Annotated in this window: 19 protein-coding genes; 4 read left to right on the forward strand and 15 right to left on the reverse strand. The window is 45.1% G+C overall.

Annotated elements, in window-relative coordinates:
* Positions 1 to 4 precede the first annotated feature (4 nt).
* From KNP00_RS09485 to groES, 10 genes are all read right to left on the reverse strand, one after another.
* The gene (locus tag KNP00_RS09485) at positions 5 to 1,309 is read right to left on the reverse strand and encodes a restriction endonuclease subunit S (protein WP_215144563.1); all 1,305 of its coding nucleotides are present in this window, start codon (positions 1,307 to 1,309) and stop codon (positions 5 to 7) included.
* A complete protein-coding gene (locus tag KNP00_RS09490) occupies positions 1,306 to 3,318 on the reverse strand; it encodes a type I restriction-modification system subunit M (RefSeq protein WP_215144565.1) in 2,013 nt (670 codons plus the stop codon). The genes KNP00_RS09485 and KNP00_RS09490 overlap by 4 nt, the downstream gene beginning before the upstream one ends.
* A 216-nt stretch (positions 3,319 to 3,534) precedes the next feature.
* Complete coding sequence (locus tag KNP00_RS09495) at positions 3,535 to 3,855, reverse strand: hypothetical protein (protein WP_215144567.1); 321 nt, start codon at positions 3,853 to 3,855, stop codon at positions 3,535 to 3,537.
* A gap of 47 nt (positions 3,856 to 3,902) precedes the next feature.
* Positions 3,903 to 4,928, reverse strand: coding sequence for a restriction endonuclease (locus KNP00_RS09500; RefSeq protein WP_240542810.1), 1,026 nt, complete (start codon positions 4,926 to 4,928; stop codon positions 3,903 to 3,905).
* Positions 4,929 to 6,203 (reverse strand): TIGR02679 family protein, encoded by a 1,275-nt coding sequence (locus KNP00_RS09505; RefSeq protein ID WP_215144569.1) that lies wholly within the window; start codon positions 6,201 to 6,203, stop codon positions 4,929 to 4,931.
* On the reverse strand, positions 6,200 to 10,294 hold the full coding sequence (locus KNP00_RS09510) for a TIGR02680 family protein (RefSeq protein ID WP_215144571.1): 4,095 nt from the start codon (positions 10,292 to 10,294) through the stop codon (positions 6,200 to 6,202). The genes KNP00_RS09505 and KNP00_RS09510 overlap by 4 nt, the downstream gene beginning before the upstream one ends.
* Positions 10,291 to 11,448, reverse strand: coding sequence for a TIGR02678 family protein (locus KNP00_RS09515; RefSeq protein WP_215144573.1), 1,158 nt, complete (start codon positions 11,446 to 11,448; stop codon positions 10,291 to 10,293). The genes KNP00_RS09510 and KNP00_RS09515 overlap by 4 nt, the downstream gene beginning before the upstream one ends.
* Positions 11,445 to 12,920, reverse strand: coding sequence for a TIGR02677 family protein (locus KNP00_RS09520; protein WP_215144575.1), 1,476 nt, complete (start codon positions 12,918 to 12,920; stop codon positions 11,445 to 11,447). The genes KNP00_RS09515 and KNP00_RS09520 overlap by 4 nt, the downstream gene beginning before the upstream one ends.
* 348 nt (positions 12,921 to 13,268) lie before the next feature.
* Positions 13,269 to 14,903 (reverse strand): chaperonin GroEL, encoded by a 1,635-nt coding sequence (gene groL / locus KNP00_RS09525; RefSeq protein WP_215144577.1) that lies wholly within the window; start codon positions 14,901 to 14,903, stop codon positions 13,269 to 13,271.
* A 39-nt stretch (positions 14,904 to 14,942) separates the two neighbouring features.
* Positions 14,943 to 15,227, reverse strand: a complete 285-nt coding sequence (groES, locus tag KNP00_RS09530; protein WP_015880602.1) for a co-chaperone GroES — start codon at positions 15,225 to 15,227, stop codon at positions 14,943 to 14,945.
* A gap of 211 nt (positions 15,228 to 15,438) precedes the next feature.
* Here groES and KNP00_RS09535 point away from each other — a divergent pair, with 211 nt between their 5' ends.
* Positions 15,439 to 16,134: a CPBP family intramembrane glutamic endopeptidase gene (locus tag KNP00_RS09535; protein ID WP_240542811.1), complete on the forward strand. Its 696-nt coding sequence runs from the start codon at positions 15,439 to 15,441 to the stop codon at positions 16,132 to 16,134.
* A 16-nt stretch (positions 16,135 to 16,150) separates the two neighbouring features.
* Positions 16,151 to 16,360, forward strand: coding sequence for a YdiK family protein (locus KNP00_RS09540; protein WP_215144579.1), 210 nt, complete (start codon positions 16,151 to 16,153; stop codon positions 16,358 to 16,360).
* A 14-nt stretch (positions 16,361 to 16,374) separates the two neighbouring features.
* Here KNP00_RS09540 and KNP00_RS09545 read toward each other — a convergent pair whose 3' ends face one another.
* Together KNP00_RS09545 and KNP00_RS09550 are read right to left on the reverse strand one after the other, a co-directional pair.
* The gene (locus KNP00_RS09545) at positions 16,375 to 16,776 is read right to left on the reverse strand and encodes a hypothetical protein (protein ID WP_078146180.1); all 402 of its coding nucleotides are present in this window, start codon (positions 16,774 to 16,776) and stop codon (positions 16,375 to 16,377) included.
* 11 nt (positions 16,777 to 16,787) lie between these two features.
* The gene (locus KNP00_RS09550; protein ID WP_215144587.1) at positions 16,788 to 18,413 is read right to left on the reverse strand and encodes an ABC transporter substrate-binding protein; all 1,626 of its coding nucleotides are present in this window, start codon (positions 18,411 to 18,413) and stop codon (positions 16,788 to 16,790) included.
* Between the two features lie 100 nt (positions 18,414 to 18,513).
* On the opposite strand from KNP00_RS09550, the gene KNP00_RS09555 reads away from it, so the two are divergent.
* Positions 18,514 to 19,749, forward strand: a complete 1,236-nt coding sequence (locus KNP00_RS09555; RefSeq protein WP_215144589.1) for an MDR family MFS transporter — start codon at positions 18,514 to 18,516, stop codon at positions 19,747 to 19,749.
* A gap of 121 nt (positions 19,750 to 19,870) precedes the next feature.
* Here KNP00_RS09555 and KNP00_RS09560 read toward each other — a convergent pair whose 3' ends face one another.
* A complete protein-coding gene (locus tag KNP00_RS09560) occupies positions 19,871 to 20,029 on the reverse strand; it encodes a hypothetical protein (protein ID WP_215144591.1) in 159 nt (52 codons plus the stop codon).
* A gap of 104 nt (positions 20,030 to 20,133) precedes the next feature.
* On the opposite strand from KNP00_RS09560, the gene KNP00_RS09565 reads away from it, so the two are divergent.
* Positions 20,134 to 20,469: a TM2 domain-containing protein gene (locus KNP00_RS09565; RefSeq protein ID WP_215144592.1), complete on the forward strand. Its 336-nt coding sequence runs from the start codon at positions 20,134 to 20,136 to the stop codon at positions 20,467 to 20,469.
* A 38-nt stretch (positions 20,470 to 20,507) separates the two neighbouring features.
* Here KNP00_RS09565 and KNP00_RS09570 read toward each other — a convergent pair whose 3' ends face one another.
* Positions 20,508 to 21,086, reverse strand: a complete 579-nt coding sequence (locus KNP00_RS09570) for an NADPH-dependent F420 reductase (protein ID WP_215144594.1) — start codon at positions 21,084 to 21,086, stop codon at positions 20,508 to 20,510.
* Between the two features lie 3 nt (positions 21,087 to 21,089).
* Positions 21,090 to 21,563 (reverse strand): hypothetical protein, encoded by a 474-nt coding sequence (locus KNP00_RS09575; RefSeq protein ID WP_214697041.1) that lies wholly within the window; start codon positions 21,561 to 21,563, stop codon positions 21,090 to 21,092.
* Position 21,564 lies beyond the last annotated feature (1 nt).

A 21,564-nucleotide genomic window follows, 5' to 3' on the forward strand; every position in this document is an offset into this window, starting at 1 on the left:
TCACTTAATCAATTTCCATTTCACGTACATCAATCTTACCTGTAACCGCTTCGTAGATTAAAGATTGGCGGTATTCTTTTAATTTCTCAACTTGTTTTTTCTGATTGAAAATAATCCTATTATAATCTTTTAATATATTTTCGATGTAAATTAATAATTCTTGTTGTTCCTCTTTAGAAGGCAAGACAATTGAAAGATTCTTTAAAGTTTCTGAGTAAATAACTTCAATTGTTGTTGAATTACTCATTATTTCTATTTGTTTTTTTATAAAATTTGTCTCATTAAAAATAATTTCAATCAATTTAAATTCAATTAAATTAGGACAAAGTTGCATTCTTATCAAACAAGGATGCAATATGCCACATTCAATATTATTCGGAACGATAGCTGCTTTACCAATAGACCCTCGTGTAGTGATTACTATATCTCCCGGATACAATTCAAATGACTTTAATTCATCATATTTTTCTTTTGAGATATAATAATCACCTTTAACAAAATCATTATCCAATACCGTTCGTTGATTATAAATTTTTACGTCGTTTCCATTCATGTCATTATTAGTTAATTGACTTCCAAATGGTCCCGTTTTAACAGCACCTTTTTTCGAGACTATTAAATTTTTTATTTTAACTAGCTTCCAGTGATCAGGAATCTTACCAATCCACTCAACACCTGAATCTTTCATTTTCACATTCGGATTTAATCCTTTTGTAACAGCTTCTGTGATAATTGATTGGCGTTGTTGTTCAAGCAAATTTATTAAATGTTCTTTTTGAAGAATTAATCTATCCACGTTACTCATTTTTGAAGTTATAAAGTCGGTAATTATTTGCTGATGACTAATACTAGGTAAAGGCACCTCTATATTTCCGATAAAGTCCCAACTAGCTCTTGGCATTTTCGTACCATACGTTGAAGAATTAATATAGTCAATAAATTTAGGAGATAACATCATGAATTTTAAGTACTTCGATAAAATTAACTTAGTGTTCCCTTTTAGTGCTAAAAGCTCCGTTGTACCTACACCATCAAATTCAGCTTCAACACATTTAGCTAAATAAGGTCGTAATTTACCAAATAAAATATCTCCTTTGTAAAATTGATTTGAAATACCTTCTATGTTAATTTCAGAATTTATCGAAGGCAGAAATTTCCCTGTTTTTGACTCGATATTTTCTAATCCAATGTAATTCTGACTTTCTCCTCCAAATATTTTTTCATTACGTAAATCAACAATATACTTTAATTTTATTGAAATCCATTTATCTGGTAAACTTTCATACCATATTGATGTGTCTATACTCATCCCATCACCTTCTTCAACTGCTCAGCAATCTCCACTTCCAACGTACGAATTTCATCCATAATTTCTGCTGAACTACGTAATGCTGTATATTTATAAAACTGTCGAGTAAATGGAATTTCATAGCCGATTTTTGTTTTCGTTTCGTCAATCCATGCATCAGGTACATGCGGTAACACTTCACGTGCAAAGTAATCTTCAATATTTTCTTTTAACGGAACGATTTCTGTATCACGTAAATCTGAATCAGGCTCGATTTCCGTTTTGTTCTTCATGCATACATCAGCTGTTTCATCTCTTTCTGAAAGTCCTGCTAAAATCGCTTTTAATACAGGTGCTCCAATCTTGATGTCTGCTTCTTTGAAAGCAGCTTTTAACACTTTCGTAAACTCATCACGATTTTTATATACTTTATCGCTCTCTAATGTGCGTAACACATATAAAATTTGTGTTTGTAGCTTCTTCCCTTCTTCGACTTCAAAGTGACCTGCATCGCCTTTCTTCTTCGATATTGCTAAGTTCACGAACCCTTTTTCTTCAGCAACACGTGCTAAACGCGCTTCGCTCACTTGGAAGTTCAATCGCAACGGACGTTCTACTATAATTTTTGAATAACCAAAGTCTTCATTATCGAAAATCTTTACATTTTCATGTGGCTGCGCATCCCCGTATAAACGCACGATTTCATTGATTTTTTCTTCTGTAATTTCATTACGCTTGCTACCCATAGATTTTTTCATTTTTTTCGAAAAGTCTACCGCATTAACCAAGCGCACTTTTCCTTTATGAAGTGGAGACTTATTATTTGTTAGGATCCAAATATACGTTGAAATACCTGTGTTGTAGAATAGATCATTTGGTAACGCCACAATACCTTCTACTAAATCGTTTTCTAGTACATATTTACGAATTTCACTTTCACCAGAACCAGCATCTCCTGTAAATAAAGGAGATCCGTTCATAATAATGGCCAAACGGGAACCTTGTGGATTTTCAGGTGTTACAGGCTTCATTTTCGATAATAAATGCAATAAAAATAGTAGTTGCCCATCGCTCGTACGAGGTGTCCCTGGACCGAATCTTCCACTGAAACCTTGTTGCGCATGTTCTTCTTTGATTGGTTTCTCATATGATTTCCAATCAACTCCATAAGGAGGGTTCGAAATGAGATAATCAAATTTTTCACGAGAGAACTGGTCGTTGGACAATGTATTTCCTAAACGAATATTTCGTGCATCTTCCCCTTTAATGAGTAAGTCTGCTTTACAAATCGCATATGATTCTGGGTTGATTTCCTGTCCGAAAAATTCCAAGTGCGCCGTAGGGTTTTGACTTGATAGATAATCTTGAGCTACAGACCCCATTCCGCCAGTCCCAGCAGCACAGTCGTACAACGTTTGTGTTAAACCCGGCTTGGTTAGAACACTTGTATCGTCATGTAAAAATAAAAGATTGGTCATTAAAGTAATAACTTCCCGAGGCGTATAATGGTCCCCTGCTTCTGCATTCTCATTAAATCGACGGATTAATTCCTCAAATACATAACCCATTTCAATGTTCGAAACCGTTTCAGGATGTAAGTCGATTTCGCTAAAACGCTTAATCGTCAAATATAATAAGTCATTTTGATCTAACTTATCGATTTGGCGATCAAAATCAAAATAATCCATGATATCTCGTGCCACTTTTGAAAAGCCATTTATGTAGTCGCGTAAGTTATCAGCGATATTATCCGAATCCGTTAATAACTTATTAAAATCATATTTACTTGTATTATGAAAATTTTGCTTAGAGATGCGATTCAAAATTGGTTCTCGAGCCTCTTCACTCATTGATGAAAATTGATCAGCTTTCACTAGTACTTCTTCTTTCGTACTTTCTAAAACACAGTCAAATCGGCGCAATACGGCCAATGGCAGTACAATTTTTCCGTAATCTTCTGGTTTGTAAGGTCCACGTAGAACCTCTGCAATTGACCAAATAAAACTTACTTTGTCTTGAAAATTAATCATTTTGAATACCTCATTTTACATTTATTAAGAATCTGTCGTTGATAAATCTATTCTTTTCTATTTTTCTGGAAGATGACTTGTACTAATTATAGTTCAGTAGCTTTTTTTTGTGGACCCCTTATCATCGACCTATGCATTATTTTGTAAAAATTCTTCGTTCAGCGCTATAAAAGAAATGAGCATCGTGTCCAATTTGGACGATGCTCATTTAGATAATCAATATTGGCATAACTCATTATACGTTGCTTCACTAATCTCAGCGTACCCGTAGTCACAAAAATACTCGTATGCTTCCGCACCCCGATCCCGTTCTTCTGTTAAATAAAATATTTCTTCTTCCAACTCTTCGTTTCTCTCTCGGAGATGTTCTAATTCTTCAACCATCTCTAGATACTCTTGATATTGCTCTTCCTCATATTCAAACGCTTCTGCTCGTCCTTCCATCCCACGCTCTGCTTCTTCAGCGGCGTGATCGGCATTTGCACCAAACTTATCAATCCCATCGCAACCACTCAACAAGAAAACAGTTGTTATCATAACTATAGATATCCTTCGTTTCATATTCTGCTGCTCCTTTTAGTACATCATTCCGCCGGCACCGTAACCCACGCTCGCTTCAAAGGCAAAGAAGCCTGAATGTCTTCATCTAAATCATCATACACTCGTAGCAACGCTTCAATCAGGTCATCCGAATCCCATAGACGTACTTTAAAAAACTGTTCTTTCGCTTTATTACGTGCATCTTTTGTAAAGCCTCCTAGTGATACCACCAATCCATACGTTGCACCATAGCTTGAGACGACACCCAATAAACTATTGATGACATCAATACCAGCTGGAGAAGAAGTTGCTTTCACTTGGACACAAATACGTGGTTCTTCCAAACCGAGAACACCTTTACCTGCCAAAATATCAACACCTCCATCTTTCCCAGGTGGAGAGACGACTGGTTTAAATCCTTCTACATTTAAAATAGCTGCAACCAAGTCTTGCAATCGATGTCCAGCAAACTCTCGTTCAATGAGGATCCGGATTTGGTCACGCCCGATTGCTTCTAAATCGACAATTTCTTCTTCATCGATATCAATAACCTTCGGAGTAGACAATGAATCTACACCGTTTATGTAACGTTGTAAGACTTGTGGAATTCTTGTCTCCGCATCATTACGTTGAATTCGACATACCGTCATAAATGCACCTAGAGAATACAACAAATCTTGATCAAGACGAGTTCGTGGCATATCTGTCGTTAACCACTTTACTCGTCGAATATGTCTAACCTCTTCAGCAATTGTTGTATTAAATTCGTATTTACCTGTTACTTGACCAATCGCAATGACCGGCTCTGTCTTTAAAGGAAGCACCACATAATCACCGATTTGAATCTCTTTGGCAAAACGCCAAATTTGATTAGCCTTGTGACTTATTGCTCGTGCTTTAAGTTCCGAATAATTAGACTCATATAATTTAATCAATTCATCTTTGTCTTTAATCTTCGACAGATCACCTAACTCTTCCCAACCGATTGCTACTACATTATGTTCAAGTGCCGCGTTTTCTTGATGTCCTGTTCTCCCAGCTCTAACCAACCAAATGGGTTTGTTCATCATTCATCTGTCCCTTCTATATTTTAATTGAACCACCATCTTCTCCACCAAAGCCTCCTGATACCCTGCTCTTCCTCGCTTTTTCATCTCTTCCACCACGTCTTGTAACTCCATATCTGTGACTCGTCCTAGCTTTACCAATCGTTCTTCAGCCAACATGACACTCGGATTAGACGCTACATAACTCTCCAAGTCCATGCACCAATAGTCGAGCTTGTCGCCATATCGCTCTTTCAATCGTGCTGCCATCTGAAGTCCTTCCGGGTCAAAGTCTCCTGCATACTTCAATTGACATCCAGATGCGACTAACATGTCCAACAAACGATAAGCCGCGAGCTTAAATTGACCGTGCGTGCAAACGATCGGTGCATCTGACACGTCATCGAGTAAACTCGAGAATATCCCGGAATTCTCCACAATCCATACGGTATCACCCCGACGCGGTCTCACTCTATTCACGCGTAATAGTTCCCGCATCGGTACGTTCAGTACACTATATGTCTCCATCGCTCCTTGCCACATCGGATGCCTCGTATCGTCTTGTTCTGCCACGAGGTTCGCGCACGTCACGAAATTCGTAATGTCATCACGAAGCAGTTTAAACTCGAGCAACAGATCATTCACACGTTCTGTATCGCTCGGTGGTGGTCCTCCTTGCCCGCGTTTGATATGGAGGACGTGAATCCATAACCGACCTAAATCAGTCGTTCGATCGAACGCATGTGGATTGCCGAGGATGCGTTGCCCAAACATCGGAAGGCGTTCGTAATCTAACGGGAGTCCTTCTAGCGCTTGCGTCAGTTGAGCACAGAACAGATGAAAGTCATCCGTCTCAAGCATCCGGTTGATCCAATGCGTATCCGCCGTACGCCGCTCTAAATAAGTGAACCAAAACTTGAGGCTCGGATACATCAATGCGAGTTCTCGAAACCGTTCCGCTCGCTCTTTCTCTATTTGGGCAAGTACTTCTTGTTTCGTCACGAGTGACTCTCCAAAATAGGTCTCAAGCAACTCGACCAACGTCACCCCTTCAAACTTGGTCGTCTGCAGTTTCTTTTCAAAGGCACGCAGTGTGATCGTCTTTTTTAACCGGATGGTGGAAACATCTTCTCCAAAAAAGCGAGCAATTGCCTCGAGTTCTTCTTCTTTAAAGGCTTGAATCGAGACCGACCCGCCGACTTTACCGAGCGAGGCGTATTTCTTCCGGAATTGTGTGAATAAACGCAAGAATCCTGTTGACGTTTTAAAATACTGTGCGGCTTCGTCTAGCGGATTCATTGAATCGACTCTTCTTTCGCATATCGTTTTTCCCCATCCCACACGTAGTGTAAGACCGTGACGAAGTCCGCATTCTTCGGTCGCAATAACTCACAAACGGAAAGAGATGAGATCGTATCATAGTCCCCCCACAAAATTTGCGAGTTCATGATGTAGTCGAAGCCAAGTTGTTCAACGATTTCAAACATCTCGCGAATATTGTTCTCATCGACCCCTGCGAATGCCTCATCGAGCGAGATGATATACGGTGCCGTATCCGCCGCCTCTTTATAACGCGAATAACAAGCTGCGAACAGTGGGATGTACATCGCCATCGCTTTTTCTCCACCACTGAATTTAAAGAAGTAGGTATTTGATAATTCGCGCTTCGGTTCATTCGTTCGTTCAAAGTATAAGAGGAACGAGAACCATTTCCGATAATCGAGTACTTCGCGGAGCACTTGCAGAAGCGTTTGTCCGTCTCCACTCTCTTTGATCATCTGTTTCGCCTTATTCAATTTTGAACGGAAGTGACGCGTGATTCGCTCAAAGTCTTCGTCTTTCAGAAGCTTGGCATCTTGTTTCAAAATATGGACCAAGTCTTTCGTATCGAGCTCTTCCTCACTCTCCGCCGTACGCGGTCGCCATTTTATCGAAAACGTCAATCCTGACGATGTATTGCGACTCTCCATCAACTTGTTCATTTCGCTAGTCCATTCTTCCGCACGACGAATGCGAGAACGGAGTTTTGTTCCGACCGATTTGAAAAGGATTTCTTCGTATAACTGTTGATCACTCTCGTTCAAAATGCTCTCTTGACGTTCGAACTCTTCTTCAACCGTTCGTTTGACTGCATGAGGACTCGCCTGTTGACCACGCAAGTCGAGCGAGATGATACGTCGCATCGTTTTTTGTTGCCACGTTTCGACCTCTCGTCTGAATTGGTCATCGACGTCATTCATCCACGCTTCAAGTACCGGCTCTTCAGTAAAGTTTCGCATCCGATATTCCATCAAGTCGTTCTGTTGCTCGATGAACGCTTTCGATAACAATTCGTCCGCTTTCGAGGCACTACTTATGAGTCGCTTTTCGTACGCCACTTCAATCTTCCGAGCCAACGTGATTGGGTCGTCATTCTCCGCTTCTAAAGAAACGATCCCTCGTTTCCATTCTGCTTTTAACGCCATTTCCCAAGCTTCTCTCATCTGTACTGACAAGATGTGGCGGTTTTGCTTTTCATCTAACTTGGCTGTACCCGCCTTGAATTGTTCTTGTCGAATCGAGACCAGCTGTAACGATTCTTTAGATGCTTGTTCGATGCGCACCAAATCTGCTTGAACGGACTGAATCTGGCGACGGATGTCGTCAGCGCCTTCTCTCGACAACTGTTCTTCGATTATCGCAATGTTCTTTTGAATCCGTTCCATCTTATCTTCGAGTTCATTTAGTTCACCCATCAATTCGATGAGATCGTCTTCTAATTCTTCAATGTTCTTTTCTCTCATAGCGAGTTGTTTGTGCGAGAAAATTGCCTTCTCATGCTGAAACTCTACATCACGTAATACATCCTTATAATTCATCATCGCCCGCTTCGCATGTTCGAACGCTACTTGTGTTTTTTCTAAGTTGAACGGTTCAGTTAACGTATTTACTTGACGCTTCAAGACGTTAAATCGTTCACTCGTTTGCTTTAGTAGTTCTTCAATTTGGTAGCATCGATTCTCCCTACTCTCAATCTCGACACCGACCTTTTGAATTTGTTGATAACCTGTCCGCAAATCGCGGTCTGACGGAAACATCGTCCATGCCGCATCCGCTAATTCAATGTGTTGGCGCAACTCCGCTTGTTCTCCGCGCAACGTCATGCGCTCGATTTGAAGTTGTTCAATCTCAGACTGCAACTGCTCAATTTTTTCTTCGCGATATCGCTGTCGGGCAGCTTGTCCAAGGAATCGAACGCGCTCGACAGGCACCGCATGTCCTTTTAATTGTCCGAGTCGATACGTCCCGTCTTCTGCAATCGATGTCTCCCCATCATCCATGAGGATGCTTCGGAGTACGTCGTCAATCCGGTCTGAAGTGATTCCTGTTTCTCCTGGGCTAGGTTTTAAATAATCTGCTAGCGAGTGTACCATCATTTGTGGTGCCGGTAATAAGACTCGATCATGCTTGACGTCTACCTCGGTAATGAGGGCATCCAACATCCTACTGTCAATCAATGCTGCTTCAATTCGTTTTTGAACGTCTTCTTCTACCCCTTCCCTAAATTCAACGAGCGCATAGAGTGGTGCGAAGATAACACCATCGTCTCGCATTCGTTCCCGAGATTCTCTTGTCGCCGGATGAGTATCGGGTTCAGGATCCGCCTTCTCTTTCCATTCAGATAACATTGTCTCAACGGTTTGAAGGCCCTTCTGAATTGCCTCTTCAGATGCTTTCTTCGAGGCCACTTTGTCACGCAACCGGTTTTGATAATGGACTACGGACGGTTGAACGAGTCGCGATACTTCCTCATACGTTGACGGATCATAATCATTACGGAGGGTGCGCTCGATTCGACCAATCGTCTCCCCTTCGATATCAAACTCAGGATGCGCTTCAATCCATTGATAAATATCTGCGAGATGACGGTCAAGATCTTGCTCGAACGTCCGTTTCCAATCATTCAGTTCGTGTTTTTTCTGATCTCGCGCTTGTTGTTCGTCGGCGAGTTGTTTATTTTCCACTTGAAGTCTTTGCTTTGTTTCTTCAAACGCTCGCATCTGTTCGACTATTTTACTGAGCTGTTCCGTATGTTCGTTTACTTCCTGTTTCCACGTGGCAAAATCAAAACTTTGATCGAGACGGCGATAGTCGGAGACGTTCAATTCATGACGGTCAAACGCCGCCTGTTCCGCATCATATGCCATATCTTCAATAAGATCATCAATCGTTTGAAGCGTTGTACGATAGTTTGACTGTTCTTGATCTTGCTGCTGTTTCGCATCGAAAATTCTATTTGTCGTCTTCGATCGACGTTCTTCTTGGCGCTGATGATTGCCCTCGATTTTCTGTAACGCTTCCTTCTCATCCGTCAACTCGTCTTCTAAATTCCAAACTTTATGTGATGCTAAGCGTTGGCGTTGACGCTCGGTCGTCTCTTTGTCTTGTTCCAGTTCTTGAATAGACCGCTTCAACGTTTCAATCTCATGCGTCCTTGAGGCTTGGAGTTCACGCAAATTCTCAAGTTCTTGTGCCTCTATCGTCTCACGTTCGATTGCCATTTGGTACTCAGTAGCGATGTCTGCCATGTGACGCTCGTTATAGACGTCGTATGTATGACTCAATTTTTGTAACGCTCTCAGCTCACGTTCGAGTTGTTCGAGTTGCTGTTTCGTCTGATCCATTTGTTCAATCGTATCGGATAGGTGGCGTAAATCTTCATCTGACAACGGCGGAAGCGCCGCCTCGAGAATCTCGTAAATGACGGTCGGTCGGAAGTCTTTAGACAGCTTTGGACTACGCAATTGAATGAGCAATTTAATCAACTCTTCATATGCATCGATTGATTCAAATCCGAACACATGCTTGTTGACGAGCTGCATATAGTCGCCTTGTGTCGTCACAACCTTTCCGCCGTCTCCGATGACCCGCTCCAGCTCGACCCGCGAGTATGGAATTTTACTAGTTTGTGTCCCTTGACGGTCTCGTTTATATAATTCCATGTCGATATTGATTCGACGGTTATCCGTGATTACAAATCCCCAAAATTTAAGCGGCTTCCCACGTTTTGCTTGGAGTCCAATCCCGGTCGTCACATATTGACTCGTATCTGCCTTCTTATATTCAATAAATAGATAGCCCGTTCGTTCGTCGTGGTCGACAACTTCTTTCTCACCAAGTAAATAATCTTCCATTCTACGGGCCCTTGAACCAAACGGATCGAGCCTGTCCGGTGACTTCTTCCCGTCGAGTAGCACTGGAAGAAAGCTCTGCATCGTCACAGATTTCCCTGACCCGTTACTTCCCCGGAGCAACAGCTTCCCGTCTGAGAAATCAAATGTTTCTTCTGTGTAATACCAAAAATTGAGCAAACCCGCACGGTTCATTTGCCAACGATTTTGCGCTCTCATGTGACCATCATCTCCTTTACGAATCGTTCTGGATAATAACCTATCGTGCGACCGAATCCGGATTGAATGACGAGGATACCTGAATCCGTCTCCACATATCCGAACTCCCATTCAAGCAAAAGAGAGACAAGTTCGTTCGCAATTTTTTTAGGGGAATCTTCCCGATATTGTTTCGCCCAACCCAATCCCCACTCAAGCTGAACCGCCTCGACAATTCGTTCGAATTCGAGCATCGTGATTCGAATTTCCCCCATCTCGTTAACAGGCAGATTACGTTTCCGAATATGATCCGCTACATGCAAGGCGACGCTTGTCACTCCTTTTTGATTCGGGAATAACGTATATCGTTGTTTTTGTTCGGGCAAGACCAGCATCGCCGCGTTTTTGAATACTTCTAACCGAAATGGCGTGTATTTTTCAAACTCATCCAAAAGTCGGTTTCGGAAATTTCGGATATAGGCAAAATCCGGATCGTCTTTTGACTCTCGATACACGATAGGCGAAAACATGAGTTTACGATATACACGTTTGCGGCGTTCATCTTCTTTTTGACGACTCCATTCACTCGTTAAAATGTCTTCCATCGTTTCGTAGTTGAACAAGTCTTCTGGATAGGAACGCATAAAATAGCGCGCATGAACGCTCACTTCGTATAACACTTCTTCTGTCTCATTCGTCGCAAACAAATCGACATCTCCGTCGACCGCTCGAATCAATTTCAATTCATCCAATTGCTTTAGAGCACGTACGAGTGATCGTCGGTGTCGATAGTTCGTCCAGTCAAGCGGTAAGTCACCGGGATACATTTCCTGAATATCTTCGGTGATGTGTGAAAGTAAAAATTGTTCATCTATCGATTTACTTTCGGTGAATGCGAGTGCGCAGCAAAAAATGGCGTAGTCCATCGGTTCGGTGAACGCCTGGATGCCCATCCATGGTTTTGGATCGACCGGTAGTTTCTCGAGTTTGATGAAGTGTTGATGAACAATCAAGTCAAAACCGAACTTTTCTGTCACGTATCGCTTCAGCTGATGTTCACGTTCACGAATTTTTTGATAAACAACAGGTTGCTCGGCTCGTAACACCCAAAACTGTTCGAACAAACTTCCTAACGCATCCTGCATTCGTTCATCTACTTTCCCTTCCTCTTTCATGACGTCACCTCCTCATCGATAAAGTGATACTCTACGTTCGGCATCTCAAGAGATCCATCCGTCGCCCGCAAAAAGACACGTTCTTCCTCGAGCATCACCCGTACGCGTCTACCGTACTCTGTTTTGACAATCCGGTCTTCTCGCACCATCGCTTTGCCGAGCCAAGACAACAATAGCTTTCTCACGTGCGGCTCGATAATCGGAAGGGCTTTGATTGAAATGATACCTTCTTCGATATAACGTTCGATGGACTCCCTTTCCTTTTCGAGTTGGTTTAGATAAAGTTGTCGCATCTCCGCAATTTGCTCAGACCGATCGATGATGACCCCCGCTTTTGTGGATTCTTTATATTTCGTGGTCCGTGGTTTCGTTTCGTGCCGCATCGGTGCCTCCTCCCATACATCCACATACATATCGTCAGTCGGAACTTGTTCTCCATAAAGGTGACGCGTATGGAAGACACCGAATATGACCGATGACAACCGATGAGCTTCTTCAATCGTCTCAATCCCATCGAACCATGTTGCCAAATGTTCATAATCGCGACGTCGACTTCGGAACTGTTGATGCCGTTCGCTCATTCGTTGCACCATTCGTGTAATACGACGAATCGCCTCATCTGTTCGTTCCTGCAAACGCTCGAACTCACTTTCACCATGAATCGTGCCGAGAAACCATCCTCTTAAGTTTTGCCACTTCTCAATCAAGTCAATGTTTACATCTTTCTGATCTTCTTCAAGACGGAACGTTTGATGTTGGTGGTTCATCACTTGTTGAAGAAACGGTTCTATCTGTTTTATGGTCAACTCGGTTAATACATCCTGAATTTGCATCGCTGTCTGTTGCAAAGCGATGATGAAATCCCGTAAGTAGGTTGTGAAACGGTCTTTATAGACAAGAAACTCCTCTGTTTTCATTTTTTCAATTACTTTTTCACTATGGATGTAGGCAATATAATCCGAAGTATTCTGTGTGATTTTTCGAAAATATTCCATGGCATCATCCCAAAGCTGTGCACATTCCGCATCGGTTTGATCACTTATCTGCCCGATTTTCTCAAGGACCTGATATAAACGTTCAAACTGGGTCTTTTCGAGTGACCCACCAAAACTGTCACCTAGTTGCTCTAGTTGAATCATCATACGTTCGAATTCGACCGTGTAAGGAGTACATTGATAACGGAAATTCTTTTTCTTATATTCCTCAATCGTTCGAGCTTTTCTGTGTTCTTGCGTCGCAATGATGTTACCCCACTTAGTAAGTGAATCTAAGTCTTGATGAAGCATATCCATTGTATATTCCTGAAACTCTACGAAATGTCGAAGGTGTTCATAAATCGCTTCTGGATATAGAAACTCGCGCATCCGTTCATGCTGTATGTAGAAATATCGTAAAATTGGACGATAGCTCCATGCCTTATCCGCTGTTAGATAAGTGGCTTCCTTGATTTTTTTCTGCAAGTCTCGTTGCATGAGTTGTCTCCTCTCGAGTAGTATCTATCATTAAGCATAATACAGATCCGTGAGAGCGGAAATAAAATGTTCCTGTTTTTGGAAGTCGATGAACAATTTTGTGCTAGGTATGTGAATGACAAATAAAAAACCTAAAAATTCAGCATTAAAATGATAGCTTGGCTCAGCTTAGTGGAGCTTGATGGGTACTTGATGGCTCCTTTGTTCAGCTTGATGTGTCCCACTAAGCTGAACAAGATTTTTTGGACTGTAACATGAAAGATGTTAAGGTTTAAAAATTCATGTTAAAGACAAAAAAAACCACCCACCAGCTTTCGCTGATGAATGGTTCCTGTAAAGGCGTATGACTTACATCATACCGCCCATTCCACCCATGCCGCCCATGTCAGGCATTGCAGGAGCGTCTTTTTCTGGCTTGTCTGCGATGACGGCCTCTGTTGTGAGGAACATCGCTGAGACAGATGCTGCGTTTTGGAGTGCTGAGCGCGTCACTTTCGCCGGGTCGACGATTCCGTGTGCAATCATGTCGACGTATTCGCCAGTTGCCGCGTTGTAGCCGACGCCGACTGATTCGTTCTTAAGTTTCTCGACGATGACCGAACCTTCTTCACCCGCGTTTTCCGCGATTTGACGGACCGGTGCTTCGAGTGCACGGAGGACGAGTTTGACACCAGTCGCTTCATCCGCTGTCACTTCTGCTAGGAGTGCACGAACAGCTGGGATGACGTTGATGAACGCTGTACCACCACCCGCCACGATTCCTTCTTCGACGGCCGCACGTGTCGCGTTGAGTGCGTCTTCGATGCGGAGTTTACGTTCTTTGAGCTCTGTCTCCGTAGCTGCACCGACTTTGACGACGGCTACGCCACCTGCGAGTTTCGCGAGACGCTCTTGGAGTTTTTCACGGTCGAAGTCAGACGTTGTCTCTTCGATTTGGTTACGGATTGTTTGAACGCGTGCTTTGATCGTTTCTTCGTTCCCTGCACCTTCGACGACAGTCGTTGTGTCTTTTGTGACAACGACTTTTGATGCGCGACCGAGCATGTCGAGTGATGCTGATTTAAGGTCGAGACCGAGGTCTTCTGTGATGACTTGACCACCTGTGAGTGTCGCGAGGTCTTCGAGCATCGCTTTACGACGGTCACCGAATCCTGGTGCTTTAACCGCTACCGCATTGAACGTACCACGGAGTTTGTTCAAGACGAGTGTCGCGAGGGCATCGCCTTCGATGTCTTCTGCGACGATCAAGATCGGCTTCCCTTGTTGTACGACTTGCTCGAGCACTGGGATGATTTCTTGAATGTTCGAGATTTTCTTGTCTGTGATCAAGATGTACGGATTGTCGAGTGACGCTTCCATCTTGTCAGAGTCTGAGATCATGTAAGGTGACAAGTAACCACGGTCGAACTGCATCCCTTCGACGACGTCGAGTTCTGTCGTGAAGCCGCGTGATTCTTCGATTGTGATGACACCGTCGTTTCCGACGCGCTCCATCGCTTCTGCAATCAATTCGCCGACTTCTTCATCAGCTGCCGAGATGGCTGCGACTTGTGCGATTGCCTCTTTTGACTCGATCGGTTTTGAAATCAATTTCAATTCCTCGAGTGCACGACGAACCGCTTTGTCGATTCCTTTGCGAAGGATCATCGGGTTCGCGCCCGCTGTGACGTTCTTGAGCCCTTCACGAATCATCGCTTGTGCGAGGACTGTCGCTGTAGTCGTACCGTCCCCTGCGACTTCGTTCGTCTTCGATGCGACTTCCGCAACGAGTTTCGCGCCCATGTTTTCGAAGCGGTCTTCGAGTTCGATTTCTTTCGCGATTGTCACGCCATCGTTTGTGATGAGCGGTGAACCGAATTTCTTCTCGAGGACGACGTTGCGTCCTTTTGGTCCGATCGTTACTTTGACTGCGTCAGCGAGTGCGTCGACGCCGCGAAGCATCGCGTGACGTGCATCTTCTGAGAATTTGATATCTTTTGCCATCGTTCATTTCCCCCTAAAAAAGTTTTTGAATAATGGTGCTTAGCCTACGATTGCGAGAATGTCGCTCTCGCGAACGATTAAGTACTCTTTTCCATCATGCTTCACTTCGGTACCTGCGTACTTCGAGTAGATGACCAAATCATTTTCTTTCACGTCGAGATCGATCCGCTTGCCTTCGTCCGTCACGCGACCTGTGCCGACTGCGACGACTTTCCCTTGTTGCGGCTTTTCTTTCGCCGTATCAGGAAGCACGATGCCCCCGATCGTCTTTTCTTCTTTCTCCACGACTTCGATGATGACACGATCGCCTAGTGGTTTTAACATGGAAAAACCCTCCTCCGAATATGAATGATGTAGTGTATCGTAAGGTTTTAGCACTCAGTCAAAAGGAGTGCTAACATTGATAAGTGTAGTATGTGCCGATCAAAAAATCAAGTGGCATACATCAAAAAATGCTCTTACTCGCGGTCAAGAGAACTTATTTGTTACAATGAGAAAAAGGTAGGTTTATTCTTATAATTAAGGACGTGTTGAATTGGCTACATTAAACTCAAACCAATCGATAAATACCCGTTTTTCGATGGCGCCTAACATTCGTGTGCGGCACCTTACTCCGATTTTACTATATGCGTTCGTGCAACTATTCCCGATCGTCCTCACTGAAGTACGACCGGAATGGTTGACCGAAACGTTCGTCGGGCTCTGGCTCGCCATCGGATTCGGTGTGACGATTGTTCTGTCGATTTTACTCATCTGGCCGGACTTGAAGCAATACAAGGCGCAAGGCATCCAATCCAACTTGAACGACACGGTCAAATGGATTGGGCTCGGGATTTTGATGCAGTACGGCCTCGTCATCGTCGCAAACTTGATTGAGACGGCCATTACCGGTGACCTCGTCGAGTCGATGAACACACAAAACATTGCGGATATGGTCGAGGTCATTCCACTCCTGATCTTGCCTGTCATTTTGCTCGGACCGATTATCGAAGAGATTCTCTTTCGTCATATCTTGTTCGGGAACTTAAACGCGCGCTTCGGGTTCTGGATCGCCTTCGGGGTCAGTTCCGTCCTATTCGCGCTCATTCACCAAGACAATCGATTCCTCGTATATATTGCGATGAGCTTCGCATTCTCTTACGCGTATGCGAAGACGAGACGGTTGATTGTTCCGATTGCCATCCACGCGTTCAATAACGCGCTCGTGATGCTAGTCCTATTTTTAATGTAGAAATGAGGTGGCAGTTATGCCGCGACAATTAAAAGTGATGATGCTCTTTAGTCTCTCGTTCGGTGTGTTATTCACCGTCCTCGCGTACTTCTCGATACAAGAGTACGGGTTCAACTTCTGGACATACTTCATCATCGCCGTTGCCGCTTATGACTTTTTCAAAGTGTATCAAATCTTGGCACTCTCTCGAAAAGTCAAAAAAGAAGGCACGGACAAATCCGCATAATGAAACCCCGAGTTTTACGAGCTCGGGGTCTTTCTTATGGCTGTAACTTTCGATTGATCCTGTATTTCTTCTTGATAGACACTCCGAATGAGCAGTCCACGCAGACCGAACACCACGCCTAATAATACATAAATGGCATCAATCAGTAGGATTTGCGGTTCATCCAAGAAGAAATTGATGACCACGCCAATGACCAGCAAACCGTAAATCGTGATGTTCATGAGTGTCGCATCGACTTGTCTCATGATTCTCTTGCTCACCTTTTCCTCAAGCTTTTCAATTTCTTCGTGTCGATAACCATAGATAGTGAATCCTAGACCCACGATTGTCATGCTAAGAAACACACCATCCCATAGCGCGAACAAAAACAGTCCTACAAAAAAGATCATAAATCCAATGAGTAACTTCTTACGCACCATACCCCTCCTTATGACGGAATCCATAGTTTTGCAAAATCAAAATAGCCGAACAAGTCGACACATACGTCCTTCAGCTCAACCGGAAACGGAATGGTCCGTTCCTCGTTATAAAGTGGGATGAAGTACGACTTCTCTTTCAACTCGCGTTCGATTTCCTGGTGCAGCGGCACCCACTCCTCAAACGGCAGGTCATCATATTGTCCGACCCGCTCCATCATCCCCTCAATATGCGGTATCACTTTATGCGGAGGCGAGTACTCGTTCGTCATGAACTGTTCAAACCCGAGCGTGATGTTTCGCTCGAACACTTCCCCGTGTACGACCAAATCGACGTATTCATAATACGTTTTGTCGTGAATCGAATCTTTGAAGCTGATGGGCACGAACTCATAGGCAATCCCATGACGTGTCAACATCTCCGCAATCCAGTCGGTCGTATCGTTCGTGAAGTCCGTCTGTTTGATTCGAATCGGTCGGTCGAACGTGACCGGTGTTCCTTTTGGAATGCGATACGTCTCGCTCATCGAACCGAGAAAACCTCGGTCGTTCGGTGTTCTCCGTTCATTCAACGTCCCGATTTCCGGTCGAATCTCCGCAATCAACCGATGCATATAATGTCTCGCCGCTTCATCGGCGAACACACTATTCGGATGACCGTTTAAGAGGACAAGCCCAAACCCGGACGGTGTCGAGATGTGTCCGGTCTCTTTGGAATCTCTTGATGAGATGCGATACGTCGGATCATATCCGTCCGGCACTTTGATGAACTCGACCCGGTCGAGGAGCGCCCGCACCCCAAAATAGTTCTCGAACGCAAGTAGGACCGTCTTCTCTCGATCATGCTGGTCCAATTGAAACGGCCCCGTCCCGATACTCCCTTTGGCGATGCTCGTATGAATCATCGACAGTTTCGGGATGTACGAGTTCCGGCGCCGGTCGAGCGTGACATCGACACGATACGGACCGTTCGATGCGATATGCCGGACGTGCCGGTACATGTACCGATACGCATCCGACTGGACGAGCATGCGCAGACTCTTCGTCACATCTTTACTCGTCATGAGCGACCCGTCATGGAAACGGACCCCTTTCCGAAGAAACAAGACGAGCGTGCTCCCCTGCCATTCATGGTGATGCGCGAGCTCCCCGGTGACCTCCCCGGACGCATCAATCATGAACAGACGATTGAATACGTTCTGGACGAGGTGGGCGCTATGGATGTCAGCCGCCTCGAGCGGATGTGTCGTCAAAAAGTGACGACGGCGCGGGATGATGAGTGCATCGCTCGACGTCTGGACGTAACCGAACTTCTTCTCGAGCTGGCGCATGAACCGGCCGGCCTGCGCTGGGGACCAGTCCCACTCCAACTGACTCGTCACCGCTTCGACCGACTCTTTTTCCATACGCTCGAGTAGCTGTTTCGCTAAATCACGCTCGACATGTCGCAGCCATTCGAGGCGTGTCAAATTCCCTCGTCCGCGTCCGCTCGTATATGTGAGCCATCCTTCTTCTTGCCACCGTGCCAAATGGCGCTTCGTCTGTTTCGGACTCAAATGAATGGATTCCGCCAAATCGGAAATCGTATACGCCCCGTCCCGACACGCTTTCCACAACCGAAATAAATATGCATCCACGTCATATCCCCCTTAAAAGTGGACATCATTTCCCCATGTCGTCCATTTTTCAAATCCGTTGTCTTGTTTATCATACAGGTACAGAATGGAAGGTGACAATATGAAATGGAAAGATATCCCTAAACCAATAAAAGTTCGACTCGTGACATCGTTTTTTAATCGTTCGGTCTCATTCGCCATCATGCCGTTCATGGCACTTCTCTTTGTCAAAGCGTTCAATGAGTGGGTTGCGGGCATCTTCTTAATCTCACTCGTCTGTCTCGGATACGTGATCGGGTTGATCGGAGGCTACCTTGCCGACAAATTCTCACGGAAGCGACTCCTCGTGTTGACGGCTAGCCTCACCGCATCAATGTTTCTCGTCATGACGCTCAGTCTTCAGTTCGACCAGATGATTGTCTTCATGATCGCCTATACGATCTTCACGGTCACGAATAACCTCGGACGGCCGGCGATGAGTGCCATCATCATCGATGCGACGACGCCGGAGAATCGAAAAGCGGTGTACGCGCTCGATTACTGGTTGATCAATTTATCGATCACGATCGGGACGGCGCTCGGGGGCTGGCTCTATGTCAGCAACCAACTGTTACTGTTTTGGATTTTGACGTTCACGTCGAGCATGTTGCCGATCGCGTACGCCATCTTCCTCGAGGACACGAAACGGACGTGGACGTCTCAAAAGCTTCGCCTCGTCTTCGTCGACGTGTTCCAAAGTTACCAAATCGCCTGGCGTGACCGCCCGTTCGTCAAAGTCGTCTTCGGCTCGATGTGCATCCTCGCCGCCGAGTTCTCGATGGGCAGTTACGTCGCGGTCCGGCTCGCCGATTCATTTAAACCGCTCTCATTCGAAGACTGGATGATCAACGGGGTGCGGATGATGAGCTTGATCCAAATCGAGAACACGCTCATCGTCGTCGCGTTGACGTTCTTCATTCAACGTCTCGCCTCCCGCTTCTCAAATAAACATACGCTTCTCGGTGGACTCGTGCTATACACGATCGGCTACGCGGTCATCACGAGTGCGAACTCGATGCTACTCCTACTCAGTTTCATGCTCATCGCCACGTTCGGGGAATTGTTGTATTCACCGGTGTTGAACACGGAGAAGGCGAACATGATGCCGGAAGACCGACGTGGTGCGTACTCGGCGTTTGCCGGAACCTCGTTCGCCGGGGCCGACTTCTTATCACGCTCGACGATTTTGATTGGGTCGCTTCTCACCCCGTTCATGATGAGTGTCTACATCGGGTTATTGGTCAGCTTCGGCTGCTTCCTCGTCTATAGCGGAATTTATGTAAAAGAAAAACTCGTTCCTCGACGAGCGGTGTCTTAATGATGACCATCCCTTCGTTGAGGGATGGTTTTTAGTCGAGCTGTTGTTAATCAGTATGTCCCCAGTTGATAACCACTCTGCATTTGTAGACGCGAACGAAGTGGTCTGTTCGCCCCTCACTTCATAATCCGATTACCGCCACGGTTAACCCGCCGTAAACGAACCCGAGTACGATGGCACTGATGGCCATTCGTTTATATTGTGGATATTGATAAAGCGCAATCGCCCCACCGATGACGTGAACAAATGCGACGATAAACGTTAAAATCGGAAACAGCATAGCGAACCTCTTTTCTTTTTAGGAAATCATGGAAACAAATCCATTCTCCGATATACTTGAGTGCGAACTCATTATAACAATTATGGATAAGGAGTTGGAGTCTTATGAATGATTCGCGTATGGATTTGACGACAGAAGAAATGTTACTCGTGAACAGCGAAGTTGAAAAACGAAAACGTAGCTTGCTCGTCGCCTACTTACTTTGGTTTTGCCTCGGTGCACTCGGTGCGCATCGCTTTTATTTCAAAAAGATCGGTTCAGGGATCGCCATGGTCCTACTCGTCGTCTTGACGTTTGGTCTCGGTGCATTCATCACAGGCATTTGGGCACTCGTTGATGCATTTCTCATGCCGGGTTGGCAACAACGTGAAGTTGAGCAGATTGAGCGCGAGACGATTAAGCTGCTTCAAACACGTTCTGATCGCTATACAGGATTCTAATCAAAAAGACGATCGAGGCATTTCGCCCCGATCGTCTTTCATCGTTCTGTTAAGTAGAAGGCGAAGTCCCGTGCTTTTCGCTCTTTTACCGCATGATGAATCCATAGCCACGCCAACCCTTCTAGTTCACGAGCAAGCTTCAGACCGTGGAGCGGATGTGTATCGAAGCCGATCTTGTTCGATAGCTCAACGACAAGCCGCACCGCCTCTTCATCTTCACCCGCGACGAACATGACGGACCCATCTGGATTACCTAAATTCTCGACCCCGGTCTGATTGAACGCCTTCACCACTTTCGTATCCGGAATGAGTCGTTGTAAATACTCCGCACCCGATACCCCGTCCGGTCGCTCGACTTCGTTAAACTCGATCGCGATCGGATTCGTCACATCGATCAATACTTTCCCATCTAGTCCGTCGAGTGTCGGCAACAGGTCGACCGCTGCCGCGAACGGTGTACATAACAGGAGCACATCGCTCGCTGAGGCGACCTCCTGTAAGGTCAACGTTCCTTCCCGCTCCGTCCGAGTCCCGTACAGCACTTCATAGCCTGCTCGTTCGAACTGCTCCCCGAGCGTGCGTCCGACTTTCCCGGCACCTAAAATTCCGAGTTTCATGTCTCACAGCTCCTCGTCTGTCCGTGTGACCGTCCCTCCGTATTCTTCTGCGAGCCCGTCTAAAATCGATGGATCAAACTCCTCCCCGATGGCCATGACCCCGGTTTGACCCGGCTCAATGTTACCGACCGTCCGCTTGAACGTATCTTGAATGCCTTGCATATGCTTCACGTCTTTCGTACCACCGATGAGACCACCTGTGAGTGTCCCGAACAGGATACCGAACGGACCTCCGAGGATTCCAACCGCCATCCCGATGAGCGCACCTTTCGTCGACTTGTTGACCGGCGCGAGCTGCGCCGCATCCTCAAACGAAAACGCCCCGTTCTCTTCACGCTTGATGACGACCAATTGTTCAAAACCGACGAGCCCATCCGAATGGTATTTTTTCAGCTTACTGAACGCTTGATACGAGATCGCCTCTTCTGGGAACGTGAACGTGACGATGTGATACGGTTGTTTTTCCTTTTTAGCCATG

The sequence above is a fragment of the Exiguobacterium qingdaonense genome (genome assembly GCF_018617855.1).
In the GTDB taxonomy this organism is placed as follows: Bacteria; Bacillota; Bacilli; order Exiguobacteriales; family Exiguobacteriaceae; genus Exiguobacterium; species Exiguobacterium qingdaonense.

Excerpts from the sequence above, each read along its gene's own strand:
- KNP00_RS09485 (WP_215144563.1), bottom strand. The coding sequence starts at position 1,309 with ATGAGTATAGACACATCAATATGGTATGAAAGTTTACCAGATAAATGG.
- KNP00_RS09490 (WP_215144565.1), bottom strand. The coding sequence starts at position 3,318 with ATGATTAATTTTCAAGACAAAGTAAGTTTTATTTGGTCAATTGCAGAG.
- KNP00_RS09495 (WP_215144567.1), bottom strand. The coding sequence starts at position 3,855 with ATGATAACAACTGTTTTCTTGTTGAGTGGTTGCGATGGGATTGATAAG.
- KNP00_RS09500 (WP_240542810.1), bottom strand. The coding sequence starts at position 4,928 with ATGATGAACAAACCCATTTGGTTGGTTAGAGCTGGGAGAACAGGACAT.
- KNP00_RS09505 (WP_215144569.1), bottom strand. The coding sequence starts at position 6,203 with ATGAATCCGCTAGACGAAGCCGCACAGTATTTTAAAACGTCAACAGGA.
- KNP00_RS09510 (WP_215144571.1), bottom strand. The coding sequence starts at position 10,294 with ATGAGAGCGCAAAATCGTTGGCAAATGAACCGTGCGGGTTTGCTCAAT.
- KNP00_RS09515 (WP_215144573.1), bottom strand. The coding sequence starts at position 11,448 with ATGAAAGAGGAAGGGAAAGTAGATGAACGAATGCAGGATGCGTTAGGA.
- KNP00_RS09520 (WP_215144575.1), bottom strand. The coding sequence starts at position 12,920 with ATGCAACGAGACTTGCAGAAAAAAATCAAGGAAGCCACTTATCTAACA.
- groL (WP_215144577.1), bottom strand. The coding sequence starts at position 14,903 with ATGGCAAAAGATATCAAATTCTCAGAAGATGCACGTCACGCGATGCTT.
- groES (WP_015880602.1), bottom strand. The coding sequence starts at position 15,227 with ATGTTAAAACCACTAGGCGATCGTGTCATCATCGAAGTCGTGGAGAAA.
- KNP00_RS09540 (WP_215144579.1), top strand. The coding sequence starts at position 16,151 with ATGCCGCGACAATTAAAAGTGATGATGCTCTTTAGTCTCTCGTTCGGT.
- KNP00_RS09555 (WP_215144589.1), top strand. The coding sequence starts at position 18,514 with ATGAAATGGAAAGATATCCCTAAACCAATAAAAGTTCGACTCGTGACA.
- KNP00_RS09560 (WP_215144591.1), bottom strand. The coding sequence starts at position 20,029 with ATGCTGTTTCCGATTTTAACGTTTATCGTCGCATTTGTTCACGTCATC.
- KNP00_RS09565 (WP_215144592.1), top strand. The coding sequence starts at position 20,134 with ATGAATGATTCGCGTATGGATTTGACGACAGAAGAAATGTTACTCGTG.
- KNP00_RS09570 (WP_215144594.1), bottom strand. The coding sequence starts at position 21,086 with ATGAAACTCGGAATTTTAGGTGCCGGGAAAGTCGGACGCACGCTCGGG.
- KNP00_RS09575 (WP_214697041.1), bottom strand. The coding sequence starts at position 21,563 with ATGGCTAAAAAGGAAAAACAACCGTATCACATCGTCACGTTCACGTTC.